Here is a 17,362-nt window from a genome sequence, read left to right as displayed (position 1 = left end):
CAGGGTGCCACCGGAGTTATCGACCGCGCCCGTGACATTGGCCGTCAGCCCTGCCCCGCTGGTGAGCTTGCCGCCGGAGTTATCCAGGCTGGACGCGCGCAGCAGCACCGAGCCGCCGTACACGGAACCGGCGCGATTGGTGATTGCCCCATTGGCATCCAACGTCAGTGCACCGCCCGCGACGAACTTGCCGCCTGAGAGCCCCAGCGCATCGGCCGTGACCGTGGCATTGCCTCCGGCCATCAATGTGCCGGCATTCTGTAGGCCGCTGACCTGCACGCTCAATGCACCCAAGGGGCTGATGGAGCCATCGGCCTGCAGGCCAGCCGTGAAGGCACCGCGATTGTCCAACTGCCGTGCCACGACACTGGCGTTGCCCGCCGAGGACATCGCACCAGTATTGGTGACCGTGCCAGGCGCACTGAGCGTCAACACGCCGCACGCCGCGACCGTCCCGTCATTGACGATGTCGCGCCCGCTTTGCACCGACAGGTCGGTGGCGGCCTGCATGCGGCCCGACGGCAGAATCTTGACGTCGCCATTGGCGGTGACGGTCAGCGTGCCGGTCAGCGCAGCCAGGTTGCCGCCGATATTGACGCCGACGCCCGCTTCCGTGCCGATAAGCCGGATGCTGTTGGCGTACATGCCGCCCAGCGCGGCCACGTCGATAGACACGCCCGTCGTCGTGCCAGAGCCGGCGCCCGCCAGGGCCGACACGTCGATGCCGTCGTAGCCGACACGCGCGCTGCCGGCCACCACGTTCAGGCGGTCCGCCCAGACCTGGGCGTTCAGCTCCAGCGTGCGCGCCAAGAGGTCCAGCTGGCTTAGGTTGGCGCCGTACAGCCCCGCGCCTTCGATGGCCAGGCGGCCACTGGCGATGTCAAAGCCCAGCGTGCCGTCCGGCCCGACGACCGGTTTGCCGGAGGTCAGCGTAGCGCGGTTGGCATTCAAGAACCCGCAACCGTTGCAGGTGATGCCGGCCGGGTTGGCAACGATGACGTTGGCGCGATTGCCGGCCACTTCCAGCATCCCGCGCAGTTGCGAGGGATTGGGGGCCGTGACCTGGTTCAGGATGGTGGTGGCGCGCTGGTTGCCCAGCATGGGGTTGCCGGCCACTTGTCCTGCCAATTGGGTCTGGCTGGCCGCGCCGCTGTTGTTCAGGACCACGCCTGACGGACCGACGTTGAACTGCGTGTAGCGGTTGTTGGACACCCCACCGGCCGAGGGCGGCGCGATGTTCACCACCGGCACGCCATTGGCCACGCCCACCACGGGCTTCTGCCCGGCCACGTTCTGGTCTACCGAAATCGGCAAGGTCTGCGCCAGGACGGGCGTCCAGATCTGCGCAAAGACCAACAACCAGGCAATCGTGCGGCGTAACGTCGACATGGCGGGCAAGACTCGGCAAGGGGTGAAACCACAACCGTTGCCAGGACTGCCGACACACAACCCGCCTAGAACCCGCGGACTATCGACAAAGCCAAAAGCACCGATCCGGAAATTGCAGCTCGCCTACGCTACGCAATCCGATTCGGATAAAACACTGGAATATTCTGATTTTTGCCGCGACCGATACCAATTGCACAAATACCGGACTCGAAGATCGTCCGCACTATGAATACCGCAGGAAGCCGAACACCGTGACGAAGTGGCAGGCCGAGCCGCCCATGACGAACAGGTGCCAGATGCCATGGGCATGGCGCCAGCGCTTGTCGTTGGCGTAGAACACCGTGCCCACCGTATACAGCGCCGCCCCGGCCAGCAGCCAGGCCAGGCCGGCCGAGGACAGCGCGCTGGCGATGGGCGCGGCGAACACCACGCCCAGCCAACCCATGGCCAGGTACAACGGCAAGGCGGGCGCCGCCGCGCGCGCCCACCACAGTTCACGGCCGATACCATATAGCGCCAGCAGCCAGATGGCCACCGCCATGGCCGCGCCCCAGCCCAGTTCCAGCGGCGCGAACGCCAGGGGCGTGTAGGTGCCGGCGATCAGCAGATAGATGGCGCAATGGTCCGCTTTGGCCCACAGCGCCTTGCGGCGCCCGCGCGTGCAGTGATAGAGCACTGACGACGCGTAGACCGCGATCATGGAGGCGGCGAACACGGCGCACGCCACGATCTGGCGCGCTTCCACCTTGAGTTCCGCCGCTCGGACGATCAGCGCGCCCGACGCGGCCACGGCCAATGCCAAGCCGGCCAAGTGCGTGGCGCCGTTGAAGCGTTCCCCTTCGTACATGCCATCCCCTCCCGCGCAGGCGGTGCGCCTACGCTTTCCATCATGCCGGCGCGATGTGACAGCTTGGGGTCAGCACGAACAAGGGGAATATCAGCAAATGGCGTTCCTGCGTGCAGGCGCGTCATTTGTGCAGGGAGCAGCAGCGCTCAGGCGATGAAATCCACCGCCGCCGGATAGCCTTCCAGCGCCCGCGCCGCCAGGATGGCGCGCTGCACCGCAATCGCCATCGCTTCGGCCGCCATCACGCCCAGCAGCATCGGGTTGCCCGGCTTGCCCGACGCGCCGGTGCCCAGCGCGAACACCGTATCGCCGTCCAGCATCGTATGGATGGGGTTGATGGTGCGGGCCAGGCCATCGTGCGCCATCTGCGCCATCTTCTGCGCCTGGGCCTTGGTCAGCTTGGCATCGGTGGCGACCAGGCCGATGGTGGTGGCGGCGCCCTCGCGCATCGACGTCGGCAGATCGCCCGCCAGGATCGCCGCGCGGGTGTCCAGCAGGTGCTTGCCGTCGGCCGTGCGGGCGCCGGCCAGGATGCGGCCGGTGGCCGGGTCCAGCACGTCGCCCACCGCGTTGACCGCCACGATGGCGCCCACCGTCACGCCGGCCACGGTCAGCGAGGCGCTGCCCAGGCCGCCCTTCATGGCGCGCTTGGCGCCGTACAGCTTGCCCACCGTGGCCCCGGCGCCGGCGCCCACGTTGCCCTCTTGCGGCGGCTTGGCCGTGGCCGACTTGCAGGCCTGGTAGCCAGCCGCGGCATCGGGCCGTATCGATGCGTCGCCCACGCCCAGGTCGAACAGGATGGCCGCAGGCACGATGGGCACGTGCGCCACGCCGACGTCAAAGCCGATCTTGCGTTCTTCCAGATAGCGCATCACGCCGGTGGCGGCCTCCAGGCCAAAGGCGCTGCCGCCGGCCAGCATCACGGCGTGCACTTTTTCCACCATGTTGACCGGATTGAGCAGGTCGGTCTCGCGCGTGCCCGGCGCCGCGCCGCGCACGTCCACCCCGCCCACGGCGCCCGCCTCGGCAATGATCACCGTGCAGCCGGTCGGGCGGCGGGTATCGGTGAAATGCCCCACCTTCAGCCCGGCCACGTCGGTGATGCTGCCGCCGCCCGGCATGCGCCGCAAGCCGCCCCCGCCGTGCGCCGGCGCCACCCCGGCCATCGCCGCGGCGCCCGCCGCGGCCATCATGAAAGCCCGCCTGTTCCATTGTTGTTGCACGCCTGTCTCCGTCTGAATCCCGCTCTGAAATACCCCGTGCCGCTCGGCCCGGGGCGCGATCTATCCATATGACTTGCCGCTATATTTTTACTATTCCTTATGCTTTGTGGAAAAATAGACGCGTTGTTAGAGTGCGGCTACGCCGGAGGGCATCGCAAGTGCCACATGCTCTCCACAGTGATATCCCATCCGTGGAGCATTGCCATGAAACTCTTGCGCTCGTTGTTCATCGCCGGCCTCTTCCAGGTCGCCGCCCTGTCCGCTGCCCACGCCCAGTCGGGGCTGGACCAGATCAAATCCGCCGGCGTGTTCAAGATCGGCACCGAAGGCACCTACGCCCCCTTCACCTTCCACGACGCGTCCGGCCAGCTTACCGGTTTCGACGTCGACATCGGCCGCGCCATCGCCCAGCGCCTGGGCGTGAAAGCCGAATTCGTCGAAGGCAAATGGGACGGCCTGATCGCCGGGCTCGACGCCAAGCGCTACGACGCCGTGATCAACCAGGTCGGCATCACCGACGCGCGCCGCGCCAAATACGATTTCTCCGATCCGTACATCTCGTCGGCCGCCGTGCTGATCGTGCGCGACGACAACACCACCATCAAGTCCTTCGACGACCTGAAGGGCAAGAAGTCCGCCAACACGCTGACCAGCAACTTCGGCAAGCTGGCGCAAAGCCATGGCGCCGAGGTCGTGGCGGTGCAGGGCTTCAATGAAGCCATCGACCTCCTGACCTCGGGCCGTGTCGAAGCCACGGTCAACGACAACCTGTCGTTCCTGGACTTCAAGAAGCAAAAGCCCAACGCCAAGGTCAAGATCGCCGCCACCGACAAGGCCGCCGAATTCAGCAATTCGGGCGTGCTGCTGCGCAAGAACAACCCTGAACTGGTCGCTGCCATCAACAAGGCGCTGGCCGACATCAAGGCCGACGGTACCTACAAGACCATCTCGGTCAAGTACTTCGGCACGGACCTGTCCGCGCAGCAATAAGCGGCCCGCTTCATGACGCTACCCTCGTGGCTGCAGGCCGTCCTGCCCGACTGGATCCTGGCGCAAGTGGCCGGCTGGGCCGTGCCGGCCTGGGTGCAGCTGATGGCCGACTCGTTCTGGCCGCTGCTGCACGCCGGGCTGGTGTTCACCGTGCCGCTGACGCTGATGTCGTTCGCGCTGGGGCTGGCGCTGGCCTTCGTGGTGGCGCTGATCCGGCTGTTCGGCCCCGCCCCGCTGGTGGCGCTGGTGCGCTTCTATGTCTGGCTCATCCGCGGCACGCCGCTGCTGGTGCAGCTGTTCGTGATCTTCTACGGCCTGCCCAGCGTCGGCATCGTGCTTGACCCGCTGCCGGCCGCGCTGATCGGCTTCACGCTGAACGTCGGCGCCTACAACTCGGAAGTCATCCGCGGCGCGATCGAATCCATCTCGCGGGGCCAATGGGAAGCGGCCTATTCGCTGAGCATGACCCGCGGCCAGGCGCTGCGCCGCACGGTGCTGCCGCAGGCGGCCCGGGTGGCGGTGCCGCCGCTGTCGAACTCATTCATTGCCCTGGTCAAGGACACGTCCCTGGCCGCCGTGCTGACGGTGCCCGAGATATTCCAGGCGGCCCAGCGCATCGCCGCCGTCACCTACGAGCCGCTGATCCTGTACACCGAGGCCGCGCTGATCTACCTGGTGTTCAGCTCCGTGCTGTCTGCCGCCCAGGTCCGCCTGGAACGGCGCTTCGGCCAGCATGCCGTGTTTTCCGAGAACAAGCGATGATCCGCCTGGACAAGATCGAAAAATCCTTTGGCGGCAACCCCGTGCTCAAGCAGGTGGACGTGAGCATCGCCGAAGGCAGCGTCACCGCCCTGATCGGCCCGTCCGGCAGCGGCAAGAGCACGCTGCTGCGCTGCGTCAACCTGCTGGAGGTGCCCGACCGCGGCCTGCTGGAAATCGGCCCCGAACAGGTCGAATTCGAGCCCGGCCTGAAATTGTCGCGCGATCAGGTTCAGCGGGTACGCAAGCAGACCGGCATGGTGTTCCAGAACTTCCAGCTGTTCCCGCACCAGACCGTGATCGGCAACGTCATGGAAGGCCTGGTGACGGTGCAGAAATGGCCGGCCGACCGCGCCCGCGCGCGCGCCGAGGAACTGCTGAAGAAAGTCGGCATGCTGGAAAAGGCCGATGCCTGGCCCGCCAACCTGTCCGGCGGCCAGCAGCAGCGCGTGGCCATCGCCCGCGCCCTGGCACCCGCCCCCCGTGTGCTGCTGTGCGATGAGCCAACGTCGGCGCTGGACCCGGGCCTGGCGGCCGAAGTGGTGGACGTGCTGCGCCAGCTGGCCAACGAAGGCATGACCATGCTGATGGCCACGCACGACCTGCGCCTGGCCGCCAGCGTCTCGCGCGAAGTGGTGTTCCTGCTGGACGGCACCGTGGTCGAATCCGGCGCCTCCCGCGCCCTCTTCACCCAGCCTGCCGACCCCCGCACCGCCGCCTTCATCTCGACCTTGACGCAGGACGCGGGGCATCCCGGGTAGAGGCGCCAGGCCGCCCGAAGGCCGGGCAGCCCCCTCGGGGGCAGCAAGCACGCGCGGCGTGCGCGGCGTGGGGGCTTTTATCGGCTCGGCAGGGATCCCGCAGGGTCGACCGCCTGGCCGTCGTACCGCAACTCGAAATACAGCCCCACCTGCTTGCTGTCGCTGTTGCCCATTTCCGCGATCTTCTGGCCCTGGCTGACCCGTTGGCCTTCCTTGACCAGCAGCTTGCTGTTGTGGGCGTAGATGCTGAGGAAACTGGTGCTGTGCTTGACGATCACCAGGTGCCCGTAGCCGCGCAGGCCGCTGCCGGAATAAGCCACGGTACCGGCGGCGGCGGCCACGACGGGCGTGCCGGTGCTGTTGGAAATGACGATGCCGTTGGAGCCGGACCCGTCGTAGCCGCGCGTGACCTTGCCCTGCGCCGGCCAGACCAGCGAAATCGCTCCGGGCGGCGCCGTGCGCCGCTTGCCCATGGCGGGCGCCGGCGACTTGGTGCCTTGCGACGCCTTGCCGCGCGACTTGGTGGGCGGGGACGAACTGGCCTGGCCCGCCGGGGCCTGGACCCGCAGCATTTGCCCGACCTCGATGGAATTGGAGTTGGACAGGTTGTTCCAGCGCACCAGGTTCGATACGCTGGTGCCTTGCTTGCGCGCGATCTGCGTCAGGGTGTCGCCCGACTGGACCCGGTAGTAGCCCGGCTGGACCTTGGTGGTGCCGCAGGCCGTCAGAAGCGCCAGCAGGGCGGCCAGCAACGCCCACCGGAAAAACCGGGCGGCACGGGCGGAGAAGTGTGCCGATACGCGCCCCGGCGCGGCGGCAAAATGGGAAGCGGACAGGGTCTGGGCGGGCAAGGAGAGCACTGAATCCTGAAGCAAGTGGGAAACGACTGCGTCCAAGGGTACCAAGATTTTCGGGCGGGAGTATGCCCCGGCGGCTTTGGCAGACCGCCCCGAGGCGTGTATAACCCGCTCATTGCCACGAGCTGCGGCTCGTCATGGAACACCGCGTCTGCAAGGAACCACATGGGAACCCCCCAAGCGCCCCGAAGAAACCCGTTTTGCCTGCTATGGGCGATCCCGTACCTGCTGTGCGGCCTGTTTTCACGCCTGCTGAACGACCCGGTCAGCCACGCCGTATTCGTCTGGCTGCCGCCCGGCGTGGCGGTGGGCGCCTATCTGTTGACGCAGCGCCGCAACTGGCCGCTGCTGCTGGCCGCCTTCTTCTTTGCGCAGATCGTGATCACCAGCTTCACCCGCGGCCAGCCCGCCACGGCGCTGGTGTTCGCCATCACCGCCAGCCTCTCCAGCATCGCTGCGGCCTGGACCATCCAGCGCCTGACGCCACGCGACGGCGGGGTGGGCACCGTGGCCGCGCTGCTGGCCGGCGCGGTGGTGGGCGCCGCCTTGTCGGCCGTGCTCAACGGCAGCTGGCTGTGGATGACCCAGGAAGCCCATGCCTGGGTCCGGCTGCGCACCTGGGTCGCGGCCTACCTGGGCGGCATCCTGATCCTGGCGCCGGCCGTCACCGGCTGGGCGCATTTCCGGCCGCGCCGTTCCGGCGGTCCGCGCATGCGCGACCTGGTGCTGGGCGCCGTCGCCTACCTGGCCCTGATCGTGTCGACCTTCATGACCTTCGACGGCGACATGATCAAGAACCTGCCGTACGTGGTCACCTTCGAGCTGACTTACCTGCCGCTGGTGTTCGCGGTGCTGACCGCGCTGGTGTGGGGGCCGCTGGGCGGCACCCTGGCCGTCATCACGCTGACCCTGATGGCGCTGTACCAGAGCGCGCAAGGCGAAGGCCCCTTCGTCGAGGCCAACGACCACTGGCACGTGCTGCTGGCCACCCAGGTCTACCTGGTCGTGACCGCGCTGCTGATCCTGCTGGTCAATACGCTGCGCGGCGCCCGCGCGCAGGAACTGGAAAACGCCGAGCAATGGCGCGGCCGCTTCGACCTGGCGCTGGCCGGCAGCCACCAGCTGATGTACCGCTACAACCCCTTTGACGGCTCGTTCGAACTGGCCGGCGACTTGCACGACGCGTTTGGCCTGCCCACCGGTGCCATCACCAATCTGGACGCGTTGCTGGCCCTGGCCCACCCCGACGACCGCGCCCGCCTGACGCTGCACTGGGCCGCCCGGCGCGCCGGCGGCCAGGACCGCACCCCGCTGCTGTTCCGCCTGGCCCACGCGGCCGGCGGCTGGCGCGTGGTGAGCGACCGGGGTTCGCCATTGCCGGATTTCGACGGCAGCGTCGCCGTGGTGGCGGGCATGTGGCGTCTGGGCGAAGTCGAGCAGGCAGATGTCCAATAGCACAGGAGCCCTGCTCATCCACGGCTTGGGCGGCACCCAGTACGACCTGGGGTCGCTGCACAAGATACTGAAGCGCGCCGGCATCGAGACGCACACGCTGACGCTGCCCGGTCACGGCACCACGCCCGAGGACCTGCTGCCCGTGCGCGCCGAAGACTGGCTGGACGCCGTGACCGCCAAGTACCGCGAAGTGGCCGAACGCTACGAGACCGTGCATGTGGTCGGCATGTGCCTGGGCGCCTTGCTGGCGGTGGAACTGTGCAAGCGCGTGCAGCACCGCAAGGGCAAGCTCGTCAGCCTGGCCGCGCCCGTCTTCATCGACGGCTGGAGCACGCCCTGGTACCGGGGCCTGCGCAAGCTGGTCTACCGCATCCCCGGCCTGGCCGCGCGCATGCGGGTCGAAGAAGAAGAGCCCTACGGCATCAAGAACGAGCTGGTGCGGTCCATCGTCAAGGCCAAGTTCGAACGCGGCGAGAACTTCCATTACCGCTGGGTGCCGTTGGCCTGTGTGCGCGAGGTCGACCGGCTGCGGCGCTTCGTGCAACGCGGGCTGAACGCCATCACCTGCCCCAGCCTGATCATCCACGCCCACGAAGACGAGCTGACCTCGGTGCGCTCGGCCCACTACCTGAACGACGCCATCCCCGACAGCCGGCTGGTGCTGCTGGACAACAGCTACCACATGATCTGCGTGGACAACGACCGCGACCGCGTCGCCGCCGATATCCTGCAATTCATGGACAAGCGCCCCGCCGTCGCCACGCGCCCCGGCCGCGCCGCCGCCATGACTGGCGAAGACATCGAACGCCTGCTGCAGGCCTATCGCGATGCCATGCTGTCGGGCGAGTTCGAAGCGCTATTCCCGCTGTTCGCCGAAGACGTGGCCTGGCACGAAGAGGGCGACAGCCCGCTGGCCGGCGTCTACCAGGGCCGCGGCGGCCTGGTGGACCTGTTCTCGCGGGTCATGGACTATTCGCGCAACACCTTCACCGTCGACAGTGTCGGCAAGCCCGAGCTGGCCGGGCGCTCGATCGCCGTGCCGCTGACCTTCCAGGTGCAGGACGGGGCCACCATGTTCCGCGGCGCCTCGACCCACACGCTGCGCCTGCGCAACCAGCAGATCGCCAAAGTCACCTCGACGGCGGCGGACCCGGCCGCCGAAGACGCGCTGTGGCGCCGGCTGGCCGTGGCCAGCGGCCTGGAACCCGAAGGCGATGCGATGGACCGGGCCACGCTGGACATACCCGCCGACGCCCTGACCGATGCCTTCGAAGCCGCCGTGATCGAACTGCGCGCCCTGCCGCAGGCCCCCTCGACCGGCGTGGCCCTGCGGCTGCAAGCCTACGAGCAGCAGGCCCGCCACGGCGATGCGCCGCCCCAGGCCGACGCCGACGCCAGCGCGCGCGAGCAAATTGAACACGCGTCCTGGCGCCTGCTGGCCGGCCTGCCGCCGGACCAGGCGCAGCGCCGCTACATTGCCCTGATCCGGCGGCTGGACGCTGACGACTGAAGCCGATGCCCGAGGCCCCTGACCGACCCCACGGGCGGCCCCAGCGCTGCGACACTGCGCCGCACGCTGCCGCCCGTGGCCAGCCCGGCGCTTGCCCTAAAATCGCGCCATGCCTACCTTGATCCGCCTTCTGCAAGCCTGCGGCGCCGTGCGCGTCCGGGGCGTGCTGTGGCTGGCGTTCCTGGCGGTGCTGCTGCGCGCCGTGGTGCCGGCGGGCTACATGCCCGATGCCCGCGCGCTGCACGACGGCCGGCTGGAAGTCACCTTCTGCTCGGCCGCGGGCGACCTGTCCACCTTCAAGATCGCGCTGTCGGCCGATGGCAAGACCGTCGACGGCACGGGTGACCACCGTAGCGCCGAGACGGGCGCCCAATGTCCCTTCGGGCTGCTGGCCCACGTCACGCCTGCCCCCACGCCCTACGTGGCGCCGCTGGCCCTGGCCGCCGGCCGCCACGCGCCCCCGCCGGCCCCCACCCCTGATGCGTTGCCCGTGCAGCCGGCCCAAGGGCCGCCGCTGGGTTCACGCGCCCCGCCCTTCGTCGCCTGACACCGCCCCTTGCGCGCGGCCTGCGCCGCGCCTGTCGCGAACCGTCTTTCGACGAGGTTTTCATGCATTTCCTCATTACGCGCGCCCCCTTGGGCGGCGCGACCACGCCCGACCGTCGCCGTCGCCTGCTGCTGTCCACCCTGGCCCTGCTGCCGCTGGCCGGCTGCGGCCCGGATGCCCCCAAGCTCAACGGCATGGACCTGTCCAGCATGCCCACGGGCGACTTCCAGCTGCAGGACACTGACGGCCGGCAACGCCAGCTGGCCGACTACCGCGGCCAGACCGTGATGCTGTTCTTCGGCTTCACCCAGTGCCCGGACATCTGCCCCACCGCCCTGACCCGGGCGCTGGAGATCAAGAGCCTGCTCGGCCCCGAGGCCGCCAGGAAGCTGCGCATTCTGTTCATCACCGTGGACCCCGAACGCGACACCCCGGAAATCCTGCGCGCCTACACCCAGGCGTTCGACCCGGAATTCGTCGGCCTGCGCGGCGACGCCGAACAGACCCGCGCCGCGGCGCAATCGTTCAAGGTGTTCTACCAGAAGGTGCCCACCGGTTCGTCCTACACCATGGACCACACGGCGCTGACCTACATCATCGACGCCCAGGGCAAGCTGCGGCTGGCCCTGCGCCACCAGCAAAGCGCCGAGCAGTGCGCCGACGACCTGCGCACGGTGCTGTAAGCGCCGCGCCCCTCTGAACAAGGAACTCCCATGAAAAAGACCGCTTTCGCTTCCCTGGCCGCCGCCTTCGCCCTGAGCGCGCTGACATTGGCCCCTGCCCCCGCCCTGGCCCAGGACGCCGCGCTCAAGGTGGAAGACGCCTGGGTTCGCGCCACCGTGCCCAACCAGCACGCCACGGGCGTCTTCATGCGCCTGACCGCCGCCGCCCCCACGCGCCTGGTCGCCGTCGAGTCCGACGCCGCCAAGCACACCGAAGTGCATGAAATGGCCATGCAGAACGACGTCATGAAGATGCGCCAGGTGTCCGCCATCGACCTGCCCGCCGGCCAGCCGGTGGAACTGAAACCGGGCGGCTACCACGTCATGCTGATCGACCTGGCCAAGCAGATTTCGGTGGGCGATCCCGTCGCCTTGACGCTGGTGCTGCAAGACGCCGCGGGCAAGCAGCAACGCGTGCCGGTGACGGCCGTGGCGCGCCCGCTGTCGGCTGCTGCCGCCCCGCCCGCCGCCGGCCACGGCCATTGAAATAAGGGCCTTTGCCGCTGCAAGCGGATTGACACCTGTATTTCAAGCTTGAAATAGCTGTTTGCAGGCCAGCACGCGTTTTCCTGCAACGTAAAGGCGCGCCCCCGGTCGAACTGAAAACGCCGGGGTGCGCCGCCACCCGACGCCCCCGGCAGGCATTGCCAGCATCACAGGAAATCGTCCCAAGACCGCATCCGGGACGACGGCGCGGCCGCGATTCCAGGCCGTTTGCTTTGATTGCTAGGAGCGTTTCATGAAGACCCTGACAGCGACTTTGTTGCTCTGCGCCGGCCTGACCGCCGCCGCCACCACCGTGCAAGCCCAGCAAGTCCAGTCCACGATGCCCACCGCGACCTACAAGCGCGACGCGTTCGGCGACTGGCGGGTGAGCTACCCGGCCCCCACGGCCAAGACCTCGGCCCAGGTCAGCGCTGAATTGGCGCAGGCCAAGCAAGACGGCCAATACACCTTCGGCCAGGAAGACTACCCGCCCGCCGTCGCCACCAACGGCGCGATGGAAAGCCGGGCGCAGGTCGAACAGGAATTGCAGACGGCCGAAATGCAGGGGCAGATGGCGTCCGACCAGGAAAGCTACCCGCCCACCCCGATGGCCCATAGCGGCACGTCCGCCATCCAGTAGCACCGCCGGCTCGGCCGGCCCCGGCACAGCGGCGCGCAGCCTCAAGGCTCGCCTGCCAGCCGCTGGCGGGGCTGATATCGGGGACGCATTGCACGCCCCGCGCCTGCGGTGCGCCGTGATTCCACATACAATGCCAGCACATCCGCCGCCAGCGCCCTCGCGGGGCCTGACGGCAGCCGGTGCCCTTGCGCCGCGCCCTGGATGACAGCGTTCCGCGCCGCCGGGCGCCCGTAGCCGCCGGCGGTTGTGCCGGCAACCCTGTGTCTGGATATGCCCGGTAGTTCCGCCTTTTCCTTCCTGCGTACCCTCTGCAGCCTGCGCTGGCTCGCCATCGCGGGCCAGGCCGCTACCATCCTGGTCGCCAGCAGCGTGCTGGGCCTGGCCTTGCCGCTCGAACCCCTGTGGATCGGCGTGGGCGTGCTGATCGGCTTCAACGTCTACGCCAGCCTGCGCCTGCGGCACAGCCGCGACCTGTCCCACGCCACCGCCTTCGCCCACCTGCTGGTCGACATGGCCGCGCTGGCCTGGATGGTCGGCTGGAGCGGCGGCCTGAGCAATCCGTTCGGGATGATGTTCCTGATCCTGACGGCCCTGGCCGCGCTGGCGCTGCCGCGCAACTGGGCGCTGGCCGCCGCGCTGGCCGGCATTTCCGGCTATGCGGCCGCCGCCATCTTCGGCCAGCCGCTGCGCGGCGACGTCAACACCCACACCCTGCTGCTGTGGGGGCTGTCGGCCAACTTCCTGATTTCCGTAGTGGTCGTGCTGGTGTTCTCGACCCGCCTGGCGTCCGACCTGCGGGCCCGCGAACGCGAACTGGCTCGCCTGCGCGAACGCTTCACCCGCAACGAGGGCATCGTGGCCCTGGCCACCCACGCCGCGGCGATGGCGCACGAACTGAACACCCCGCTGGCCACCATGACCCTGCTGGCCGACGAAATCGCCGCCGAGGTCAAGGACCCCGACCTGAAGGACGACGTCGCCACCCTCAGCCAGCTGCTGGCCCTGTGCCGGGAACGCATCCGCAATCTGGCGGTCCCAACTGCGGTGGACCTGGTGCGCGTGGTGGGGCAATGGCGGCTGATCCGGCCGACCATCAACCTGCAACGCTCGGGCGCCCTGCCGACCAGCCTGCGGGTCGACCCGGCCATCGCCCACCTGCTGCAGGCCTTGCTGAACAACGCGGCCGATGCCGGCGAAGCCGCCGACGAGCCGCGCGTGGACCTGCACCTGGAATACGGTTACGGCGCCCTGCGGGGCGAAGTGCGCGACTACGGCCGCGGCTTCGACCCCGACCAGACGCTGCTGCCGGCCACCAGCCTGTTCAACAGCGGCAAGCCGGGAGGATTGGGCGTGGGCCTGGCCCTGTCGCACGCCACCGTCGAGCAACTGGGCGGCGAAATGACCATGACGGCCGCCGACGGCGGCGGCACCCGCATCCGCTTTTACCTGCCCCTGGGCAGCCCCGGGACCTGACATGTTGAATCCGACCGATCTTGGCCTCTTGATCGACGATGACGAGCTGTATGTGCGCACCTTGCAGCGCAGCCTGTCGCGCCGCGGCCTGGAAACCCGAACCGCCACCGGCATCGCCGAGGCCCTGCGCGTGGCCGAGGAAATCCGCCCCGCCTTCGCCCTGGTCGACCTGCGCCTGGGCGAGGACTCGGGCCTGACCCTGATCCGTCCCCTTCGCGCCCTGCGCGCCGACATGCGCATCCTGCTGGTCACCGGCTACGCCAGCGTGGCCACCGCGGTCGAGGCCATCAAGCGCGGCGCCGACGACTACCTGCCCAAGCCCGCCACCGCGCCGATGATCCTGCGTACCCTGGGCCTGGTGAAGGCGGATACGGTTACGATCGAAAGCACCATGACGCCTTTGCACCGCCTAGAATGGGAACACATTCACCAGGCGCTGCACGAGACCGGCGGCAACGTGTCGGCCGCGGCCCGCCTGTTGGGCATGCACCGGCGTTCGCTCCAGCGCAAGCTGGCAAAAAAACCGGGGCCGGAACGCGAGGTCCTGGTCGACTGATTGGCGCGGATACGACACATCGCAACAATCCATCATTGTGCAGGTGCGACATATCGTCGCACCCCCACCCTCCGCCGCAAGCCCTTGTCCCGCCAGGGAAAACCCCTAACCCAGGGTCTTGGGGGCAAATGCCGGCCAGGCAATGCGACCTTTCGTCGCAGCCTTGACCCAGATCAAGCCGATAGGATGGACGTTGCTGCCTAGCAGCATTCCAGTCTGCTGCTTCGCAGCATTTCCCACCCTCCATCCAAGGCTGTACGTGAAACACCCCCTCCTTGCGACCCTTACGCGCATTTTCGGCGTCGGCGCGGTCATGCTGCTTGGCGGCTGCAACATGGAAATCCTCTCCCCCAAGGGAGACATCGGCATGCAGGAACGGACCCTGCTGTTCACGGCGACGGGGCTGATGCTCCTGGTCGTGATTCCGGTCCTCTTCATGATTGTGTCCTTCGCCTGGAAGTACCGCGCGTCCAACACCAAAGCTGACTACCAGCCCAAGTGGGCCCACTCCACGGCCATCGAAATCGTGGTCTGGACCGTGCCTTGTATCATCGTGGCGATTCTCGCGGTGATCACCTGGCGCTCCACCCATGCGCTGGACCCCTACAAGCCGCTCGTGTCCGAGCACAAGCCGGTGACCATCGAGGTGGTTTCGCTGGATTGGAAGTGGCTGTTCATCTACCCCGAGTACGACATCGCCACCGTCAACGAGATCGCGTTCCCCGTGGACGTGCCGGTCAATTTCCGGATCACCTCGGCGTCGGTCATGAACTCGTTCTTCATTCCCCAGCTCGGCAGCCAGATCTATTCGATGGCGGGCATGGAAACCAAGCTGCACCTGAACGCGCGCGAACCCGGCACCTACGCCGGCATTTCGGCCAACTACAGCGGCGCCGGCTTCTCCGGCATGCGCTTCAAGGCCATCGCCACGTCGCAGGAAGGATTCGACAACTGGGTCAAGGAAGCCAAGGCATCGGCCACGACGCTGACCCCCGAGGCCTACCAGGAACTGACCAAGCGCAGCGAGCGCAATCCGGTCGTCAAGTACGCCTCGGTGCCGCCGTCGATGTTCGAGTTCATCCTGGGCAGCACCATGTCCAAGATGGCCGGCGTGGACTCCGCCACGTGCACCCCCACGTCGAATAATCTGATCGCAGGAATCAACTAACAATGCTCGGGAAACTCACCCTCGAGGCCATTCCGTACCATGAACCTATCGTCATGGTTACGCTGGCCGCCGTGTGCCTGGGAGGCCTAGCGGTCTTCGGCGCCATCACCTACTTCGGCAAGTGGAAGTACCTCTGGACGGAATGGCTGACCTCCGTCGACCACAAGCGCATCGGCGTGATGTACATCATCGTCGCGCTGATCATGCTGCTGCGCGGCTTTGCCGACGCCATCATGATGCGTACCCAGCTGGCCGTCGCCTCGGCCGACTCCGCTGGCTTCCTGCCCCCGCACCACTACGACCAGATCTTCACCGCCCACGGCGTCATCATGATTTTCTTCATGGCGATGCCCTTCATCACCGGGCTGATGAACATCGTGGTGCCGCTGCAGATCGGCGCCCGGGACGTGGCCTACCCGTTCCTGAACTCGCTGAGCTTCTGGCTGTTCGGCGCCGGCGTCGCGCTGATGATGATCTCGCTGTTCGTGGGCGAATTCGCCGCGACCGGCTGGCTCGCCTATCCGCCGCTGTCAGGGCTGGACTACAGCCCAAGCGTCGGGGTGGACTACTACATCTGGGCGCTGCAGATATCAGGGCTGGGTACAACCCTTAGCGGCATCAACTTCATCGTGACCATCCTGCGCATGCGCGCACCGGGCATGAGCCTGATGAAGATGCCGATCTTCACCTGGACCTCGCTGGTCACCAACGTGCTGATCGTGGCCGCCTTCCCCGTGCTGGCCGCCACCCTGGCGCTCCTGACCGCCGACCGCTACCTGGGTACGCACTTCTTCACGAACGACATGGGCGGCAACGTCATGATGTACGTGAACCTGATCTGGATCTGGGGCCACCCCGAGGTCTACATCCTGGTGCTGCCTGCTTTCGGCGTGTATTCCGAAGTGGTTGCCACGTTCGCCCGCAAGACCCTGTTCGGCTACAAGTCCATGGTCTACGCCACGGCCGCCATCGGCGTGCTGTCGTTCCTGGTCTGGCTGCACCACTTCTTCACCATGGGTGCGGGGGCCAACGTCAACGCGTTCTTCGGCATTGCCACAATGATCATCTCGATCCCGACCGGGGCCAAGATCTTCAACTGGCTGTTCACCATCTACCGCGGCCGCCTGCGCATCACCACGCCGGTGCTGTGGACGCTGGGCTTCATGATCGTGTTCGTCATCGGCGGCATGACCGGCGTGATGCTGGCCATCCCCGGCGTGTCGTTCGTGCTGCACAACAGCCTGTTCCTGATCGCCCACTTCCACAACACCATCATCGGTGGCGTGGTGTTCGGTTGCATCGCCGGCATGACCTACTGGTTCCCGAAGGCGTTCGGCTTCACGCTGAACGAGCGCCTGGGCCGTTACTCGTTCTACTGCTGGTTCGTCGGTTTCTTCATGGCCTTCATGCCCCTGTACATCCTGGGCTTCAAGGGCATGACGCGTCGCCTGAACCACTACGACAACCCCGAATGGCAGCCCTACCTGCTGGTCGCGCTGGCTGGCGCCGCGCTGATCATGCTGGGCATCTGGTTCCTGCTGCAGCAAGTGTTCGTCTCGGTTCGTCAGCGCAAGCAGAACCAGGACGTCACCGGCGATCCCTGGGATGGCCGTACGCTGGAATGGTCGATCTCTTCGCCTGCTCCTTTCTACAACTTCGCCCACGTCCCTCACGTCGATGAACTGGACCAGTTCTGGGAAGACAAGCAGAACGGCAAGGCCTACAAGCGCCCGGCCAAGTACGAAGACATCCACATGCCCAGGAACACCGGTGCCGGCGTGTACATCGGCGCCTTTGGCCTGGTCATGTGCTTTGCCTTGATCTGGCACATCTGGTGGCTCGCCATCGTTGGTTTCGTCGGCATGATCGGTTCGTTCATCGTCCGCGCCTACGACCGCGACGTCGATTACTGGGTCCCGGCCGCTGAAGTCGAGCGGATCGAGAACGCCCACTTTGAAAAAATGCAGAAGGCCGCCTGA

At 67.2% G+C, this 17,362-nt stretch carries 17 protein-coding genes; 13 read left to right on the top strand and 4 right to left on the bottom strand.

What is annotated here, in order from left to right; translation table 11 throughout:
- The 3 genes from AC3WMR_RS15985 to AC3WMR_RS15975 all read right to left on the bottom strand — a co-directional run.
- A partial coding sequence (locus AC3WMR_RS15985) for a filamentous hemagglutinin N-terminal domain-containing protein (RefSeq protein WP_492281576.1) occupies window positions 1–1,389 on the bottom strand: 1,389 nt, incomplete at its 3' end.
- A 223-nt stretch (window positions 1,390–1,612) separates the two neighbouring features.
- A complete protein-coding gene (trhA, locus tag AC3WMR_RS15980) occupies window positions 1,613–2,236 on the bottom strand; it encodes a PAQR family membrane homeostasis protein TrhA (RefSeq protein WP_492264236.1) in 624 nt (207 codons plus the stop codon).
- A 146-nt stretch (window positions 2,237–2,382) separates the two neighbouring features.
- The gene (locus AC3WMR_RS15975) at window positions 2,383–3,459 is read right to left on the bottom strand and encodes a P1 family peptidase (RefSeq protein ID WP_492264237.1); all 1,077 of its coding nucleotides are present in this window, start codon (window positions 3,457–3,459) and stop codon (window positions 2,383–2,385) included.
- Window positions 3,460–3,663: 204 nt separating this feature from the next.
- Here AC3WMR_RS15975 and AC3WMR_RS15970 point away from each other — a divergent pair, with 204 nt between their 5' ends.
- The 3 genes from AC3WMR_RS15970 to AC3WMR_RS15960 all read left to right on the top strand — a co-directional run bounded on the left by AC3WMR_RS15970 (window position 3,664) and on the right by AC3WMR_RS15960 (window position 5,969).
- Window positions 3,664–4,449, top strand: coding sequence for an amino acid ABC transporter substrate-binding protein (locus AC3WMR_RS15970; RefSeq protein WP_492264238.1), 786 nt, complete (start codon window positions 3,664–3,666; stop codon window positions 4,447–4,449).
- An 81-nt stretch (window positions 4,450–4,530) separates the two neighbouring features.
- Window positions 4,531–5,211, top strand: a complete 681-nt coding sequence (locus AC3WMR_RS15965) for an ABC transporter permease subunit (RefSeq protein WP_492264504.1) — start codon at window positions 4,531–4,533, stop codon at window positions 5,209–5,211.
- Window positions 5,208–5,969, top strand: a complete 762-nt coding sequence (locus AC3WMR_RS15960) for an amino acid ABC transporter ATP-binding protein (RefSeq protein ID WP_492264239.1) — start codon at window positions 5,208–5,210, stop codon at window positions 5,967–5,969. The genes AC3WMR_RS15965 and AC3WMR_RS15960 overlap by 4 nt, the downstream gene beginning before the upstream one ends.
- A 77-nt stretch (window positions 5,970–6,046) precedes the next feature.
- Here the strand turns inward: AC3WMR_RS15960 and AC3WMR_RS15955 are convergent, their stop codons facing one another.
- A complete protein-coding gene (locus AC3WMR_RS15955; RefSeq protein WP_492264240.1) occupies window positions 6,047–6,820 on the bottom strand; it encodes a peptidoglycan DD-metalloendopeptidase family protein in 774 nt (257 codons plus the stop codon).
- 171 nt (window positions 6,821–6,991) lie between these two features.
- Here AC3WMR_RS15955 and AC3WMR_RS15950 point away from each other — a divergent pair, with 171 nt between their 5' ends.
- From AC3WMR_RS15950 to cyoB, 10 genes are all read left to right on the top strand, one after another.
- Window positions 6,992–8,281, top strand: coding sequence for an MASE1 domain-containing protein (locus AC3WMR_RS15950; protein WP_492264241.1), 1,290 nt, complete (start codon window positions 6,992–6,994; stop codon window positions 8,279–8,281).
- The gene (locus AC3WMR_RS15945; RefSeq protein ID WP_492264242.1) at window positions 8,271–9,791 is read left to right on the top strand and encodes an acyl-CoA-binding protein; all 1,521 of its coding nucleotides are present in this window, start codon (window positions 8,271–8,273) and stop codon (window positions 9,789–9,791) included. The genes AC3WMR_RS15950 and AC3WMR_RS15945 overlap by 11 nt, the downstream gene beginning before the upstream one ends.
- 109 nt (window positions 9,792–9,900) lie before the next feature.
- The gene (locus tag AC3WMR_RS15940; protein WP_492264243.1) at window positions 9,901–10,338 is read left to right on the top strand and encodes a DUF2946 family protein; all 438 of its coding nucleotides are present in this window, start codon (window positions 9,901–9,903) and stop codon (window positions 10,336–10,338) included.
- A 62-nt stretch (window positions 10,339–10,400) separates the two neighbouring features.
- Entirely contained in the window at window positions 10,401–11,021 is a 621-nt protein-coding gene (locus AC3WMR_RS15935; protein ID WP_492264244.1) for an SCO family protein, read from the top strand.
- Window positions 11,022–11,051: 30 nt separating this feature from the next.
- Window positions 11,052–11,546: a copper chaperone PCu(A)C gene (locus tag AC3WMR_RS15930; RefSeq protein WP_492264245.1), complete on the top strand. Its 495-nt coding sequence runs from the start codon at window positions 11,052–11,054 to the stop codon at window positions 11,544–11,546.
- A gap of 253 nt (window positions 11,547–11,799) precedes the next feature.
- Complete coding sequence (locus AC3WMR_RS15925; protein WP_492264246.1) at window positions 11,800–12,186, top strand: DUF4148 domain-containing protein; 387 nt, start codon at window positions 11,800–11,802, stop codon at window positions 12,184–12,186.
- 270 nt (window positions 12,187–12,456) lie between these two features.
- Window positions 12,457–13,659 carry a HAMP domain-containing histidine kinase gene (locus tag AC3WMR_RS15920; RefSeq protein WP_025139296.1) on the top strand — a complete coding sequence of 401 codons (1,203 nt, stop codon included), beginning with the start codon at window positions 12,457–12,459 and terminating at the stop codon, window positions 13,657–13,659.
- 1 nt (window position 13,660) lies between these two features.
- Entirely contained in the window at window positions 13,661–14,215 is a 555-nt protein-coding gene (locus AC3WMR_RS15915; protein ID WP_369797704.1) for a response regulator transcription factor, read from the top strand.
- Between the two features lie 259 nt (window positions 14,216–14,474).
- Window positions 14,475–15,383 (top strand): ubiquinol oxidase subunit II, encoded by a 909-nt coding sequence (gene cyoA / locus AC3WMR_RS15910; RefSeq protein ID WP_025139294.1) that lies wholly within the window; start codon window positions 14,475–14,477, stop codon window positions 15,381–15,383.
- 2 nt (window positions 15,384–15,385) lie between these two features.
- Complete coding sequence (gene cyoB / locus AC3WMR_RS15905; protein ID WP_492264247.1) at window positions 15,386–17,362, top strand: cytochrome o ubiquinol oxidase subunit I; 1,977 nt, start codon at window positions 15,386–15,388, stop codon at window positions 17,360–17,362.

The organism is Achromobacter sp. FW305-C-28 (assembly GCF_058783235.1).
Note: the sequence above shows the minus strand (reverse complement) of the source record. Positions and strands in the feature narration are given on the sequence as shown.

Coding starts and splice junctions, on each gene's coding strand:
- trhA (WP_492264236.1), bottom strand. CDS start 2,236: ATGTACGAAGGGGAACGCTTCAACGGCGCCACGCACTTGGCCGGCTTG.
- AC3WMR_RS15970 (WP_492264238.1), top strand. CDS start 3,664: ATGAAACTCTTGCGCTCGTTGTTCATCGCCGGCCTCTTCCAGGTCGCC.
- AC3WMR_RS15960 (WP_492264239.1), top strand. CDS start 5,208: ATGATCCGCCTGGACAAGATCGAAAAATCCTTTGGCGGCAACCCCGTG.
- AC3WMR_RS15950 (WP_492264241.1), top strand. CDS start 6,992: ATGGGAACCCCCCAAGCGCCCCGAAGAAACCCGTTTTGCCTGCTATGG.
- AC3WMR_RS15945 (WP_492264242.1), top strand. CDS start 8,271: ATGTCCAATAGCACAGGAGCCCTGCTCATCCACGGCTTGGGCGGCACC.
- AC3WMR_RS15940 (WP_492264243.1), top strand. CDS start 9,901: ATGCCTACCTTGATCCGCCTTCTGCAAGCCTGCGGCGCCGTGCGCGTC.
- AC3WMR_RS15935 (WP_492264244.1), top strand. CDS start 10,401: ATGCATTTCCTCATTACGCGCGCCCCCTTGGGCGGCGCGACCACGCCC.
- AC3WMR_RS15930 (WP_492264245.1), top strand. CDS start 11,052: ATGAAAAAGACCGCTTTCGCTTCCCTGGCCGCCGCCTTCGCCCTGAGC.
- AC3WMR_RS15925 (WP_492264246.1), top strand. CDS start 11,800: ATGAAGACCCTGACAGCGACTTTGTTGCTCTGCGCCGGCCTGACCGCC.
- AC3WMR_RS15920 (WP_025139296.1), top strand. CDS start 12,457: ATGCCCGGTAGTTCCGCCTTTTCCTTCCTGCGTACCCTCTGCAGCCTG.
- AC3WMR_RS15915 (WP_369797704.1), top strand. CDS start 13,661: ATGTTGAATCCGACCGATCTTGGCCTCTTGATCGACGATGACGAGCTG.
- cyoB (WP_492264247.1), top strand. CDS start 15,386: ATGCTCGGGAAACTCACCCTCGAGGCCATTCCGTACCATGAACCTATC.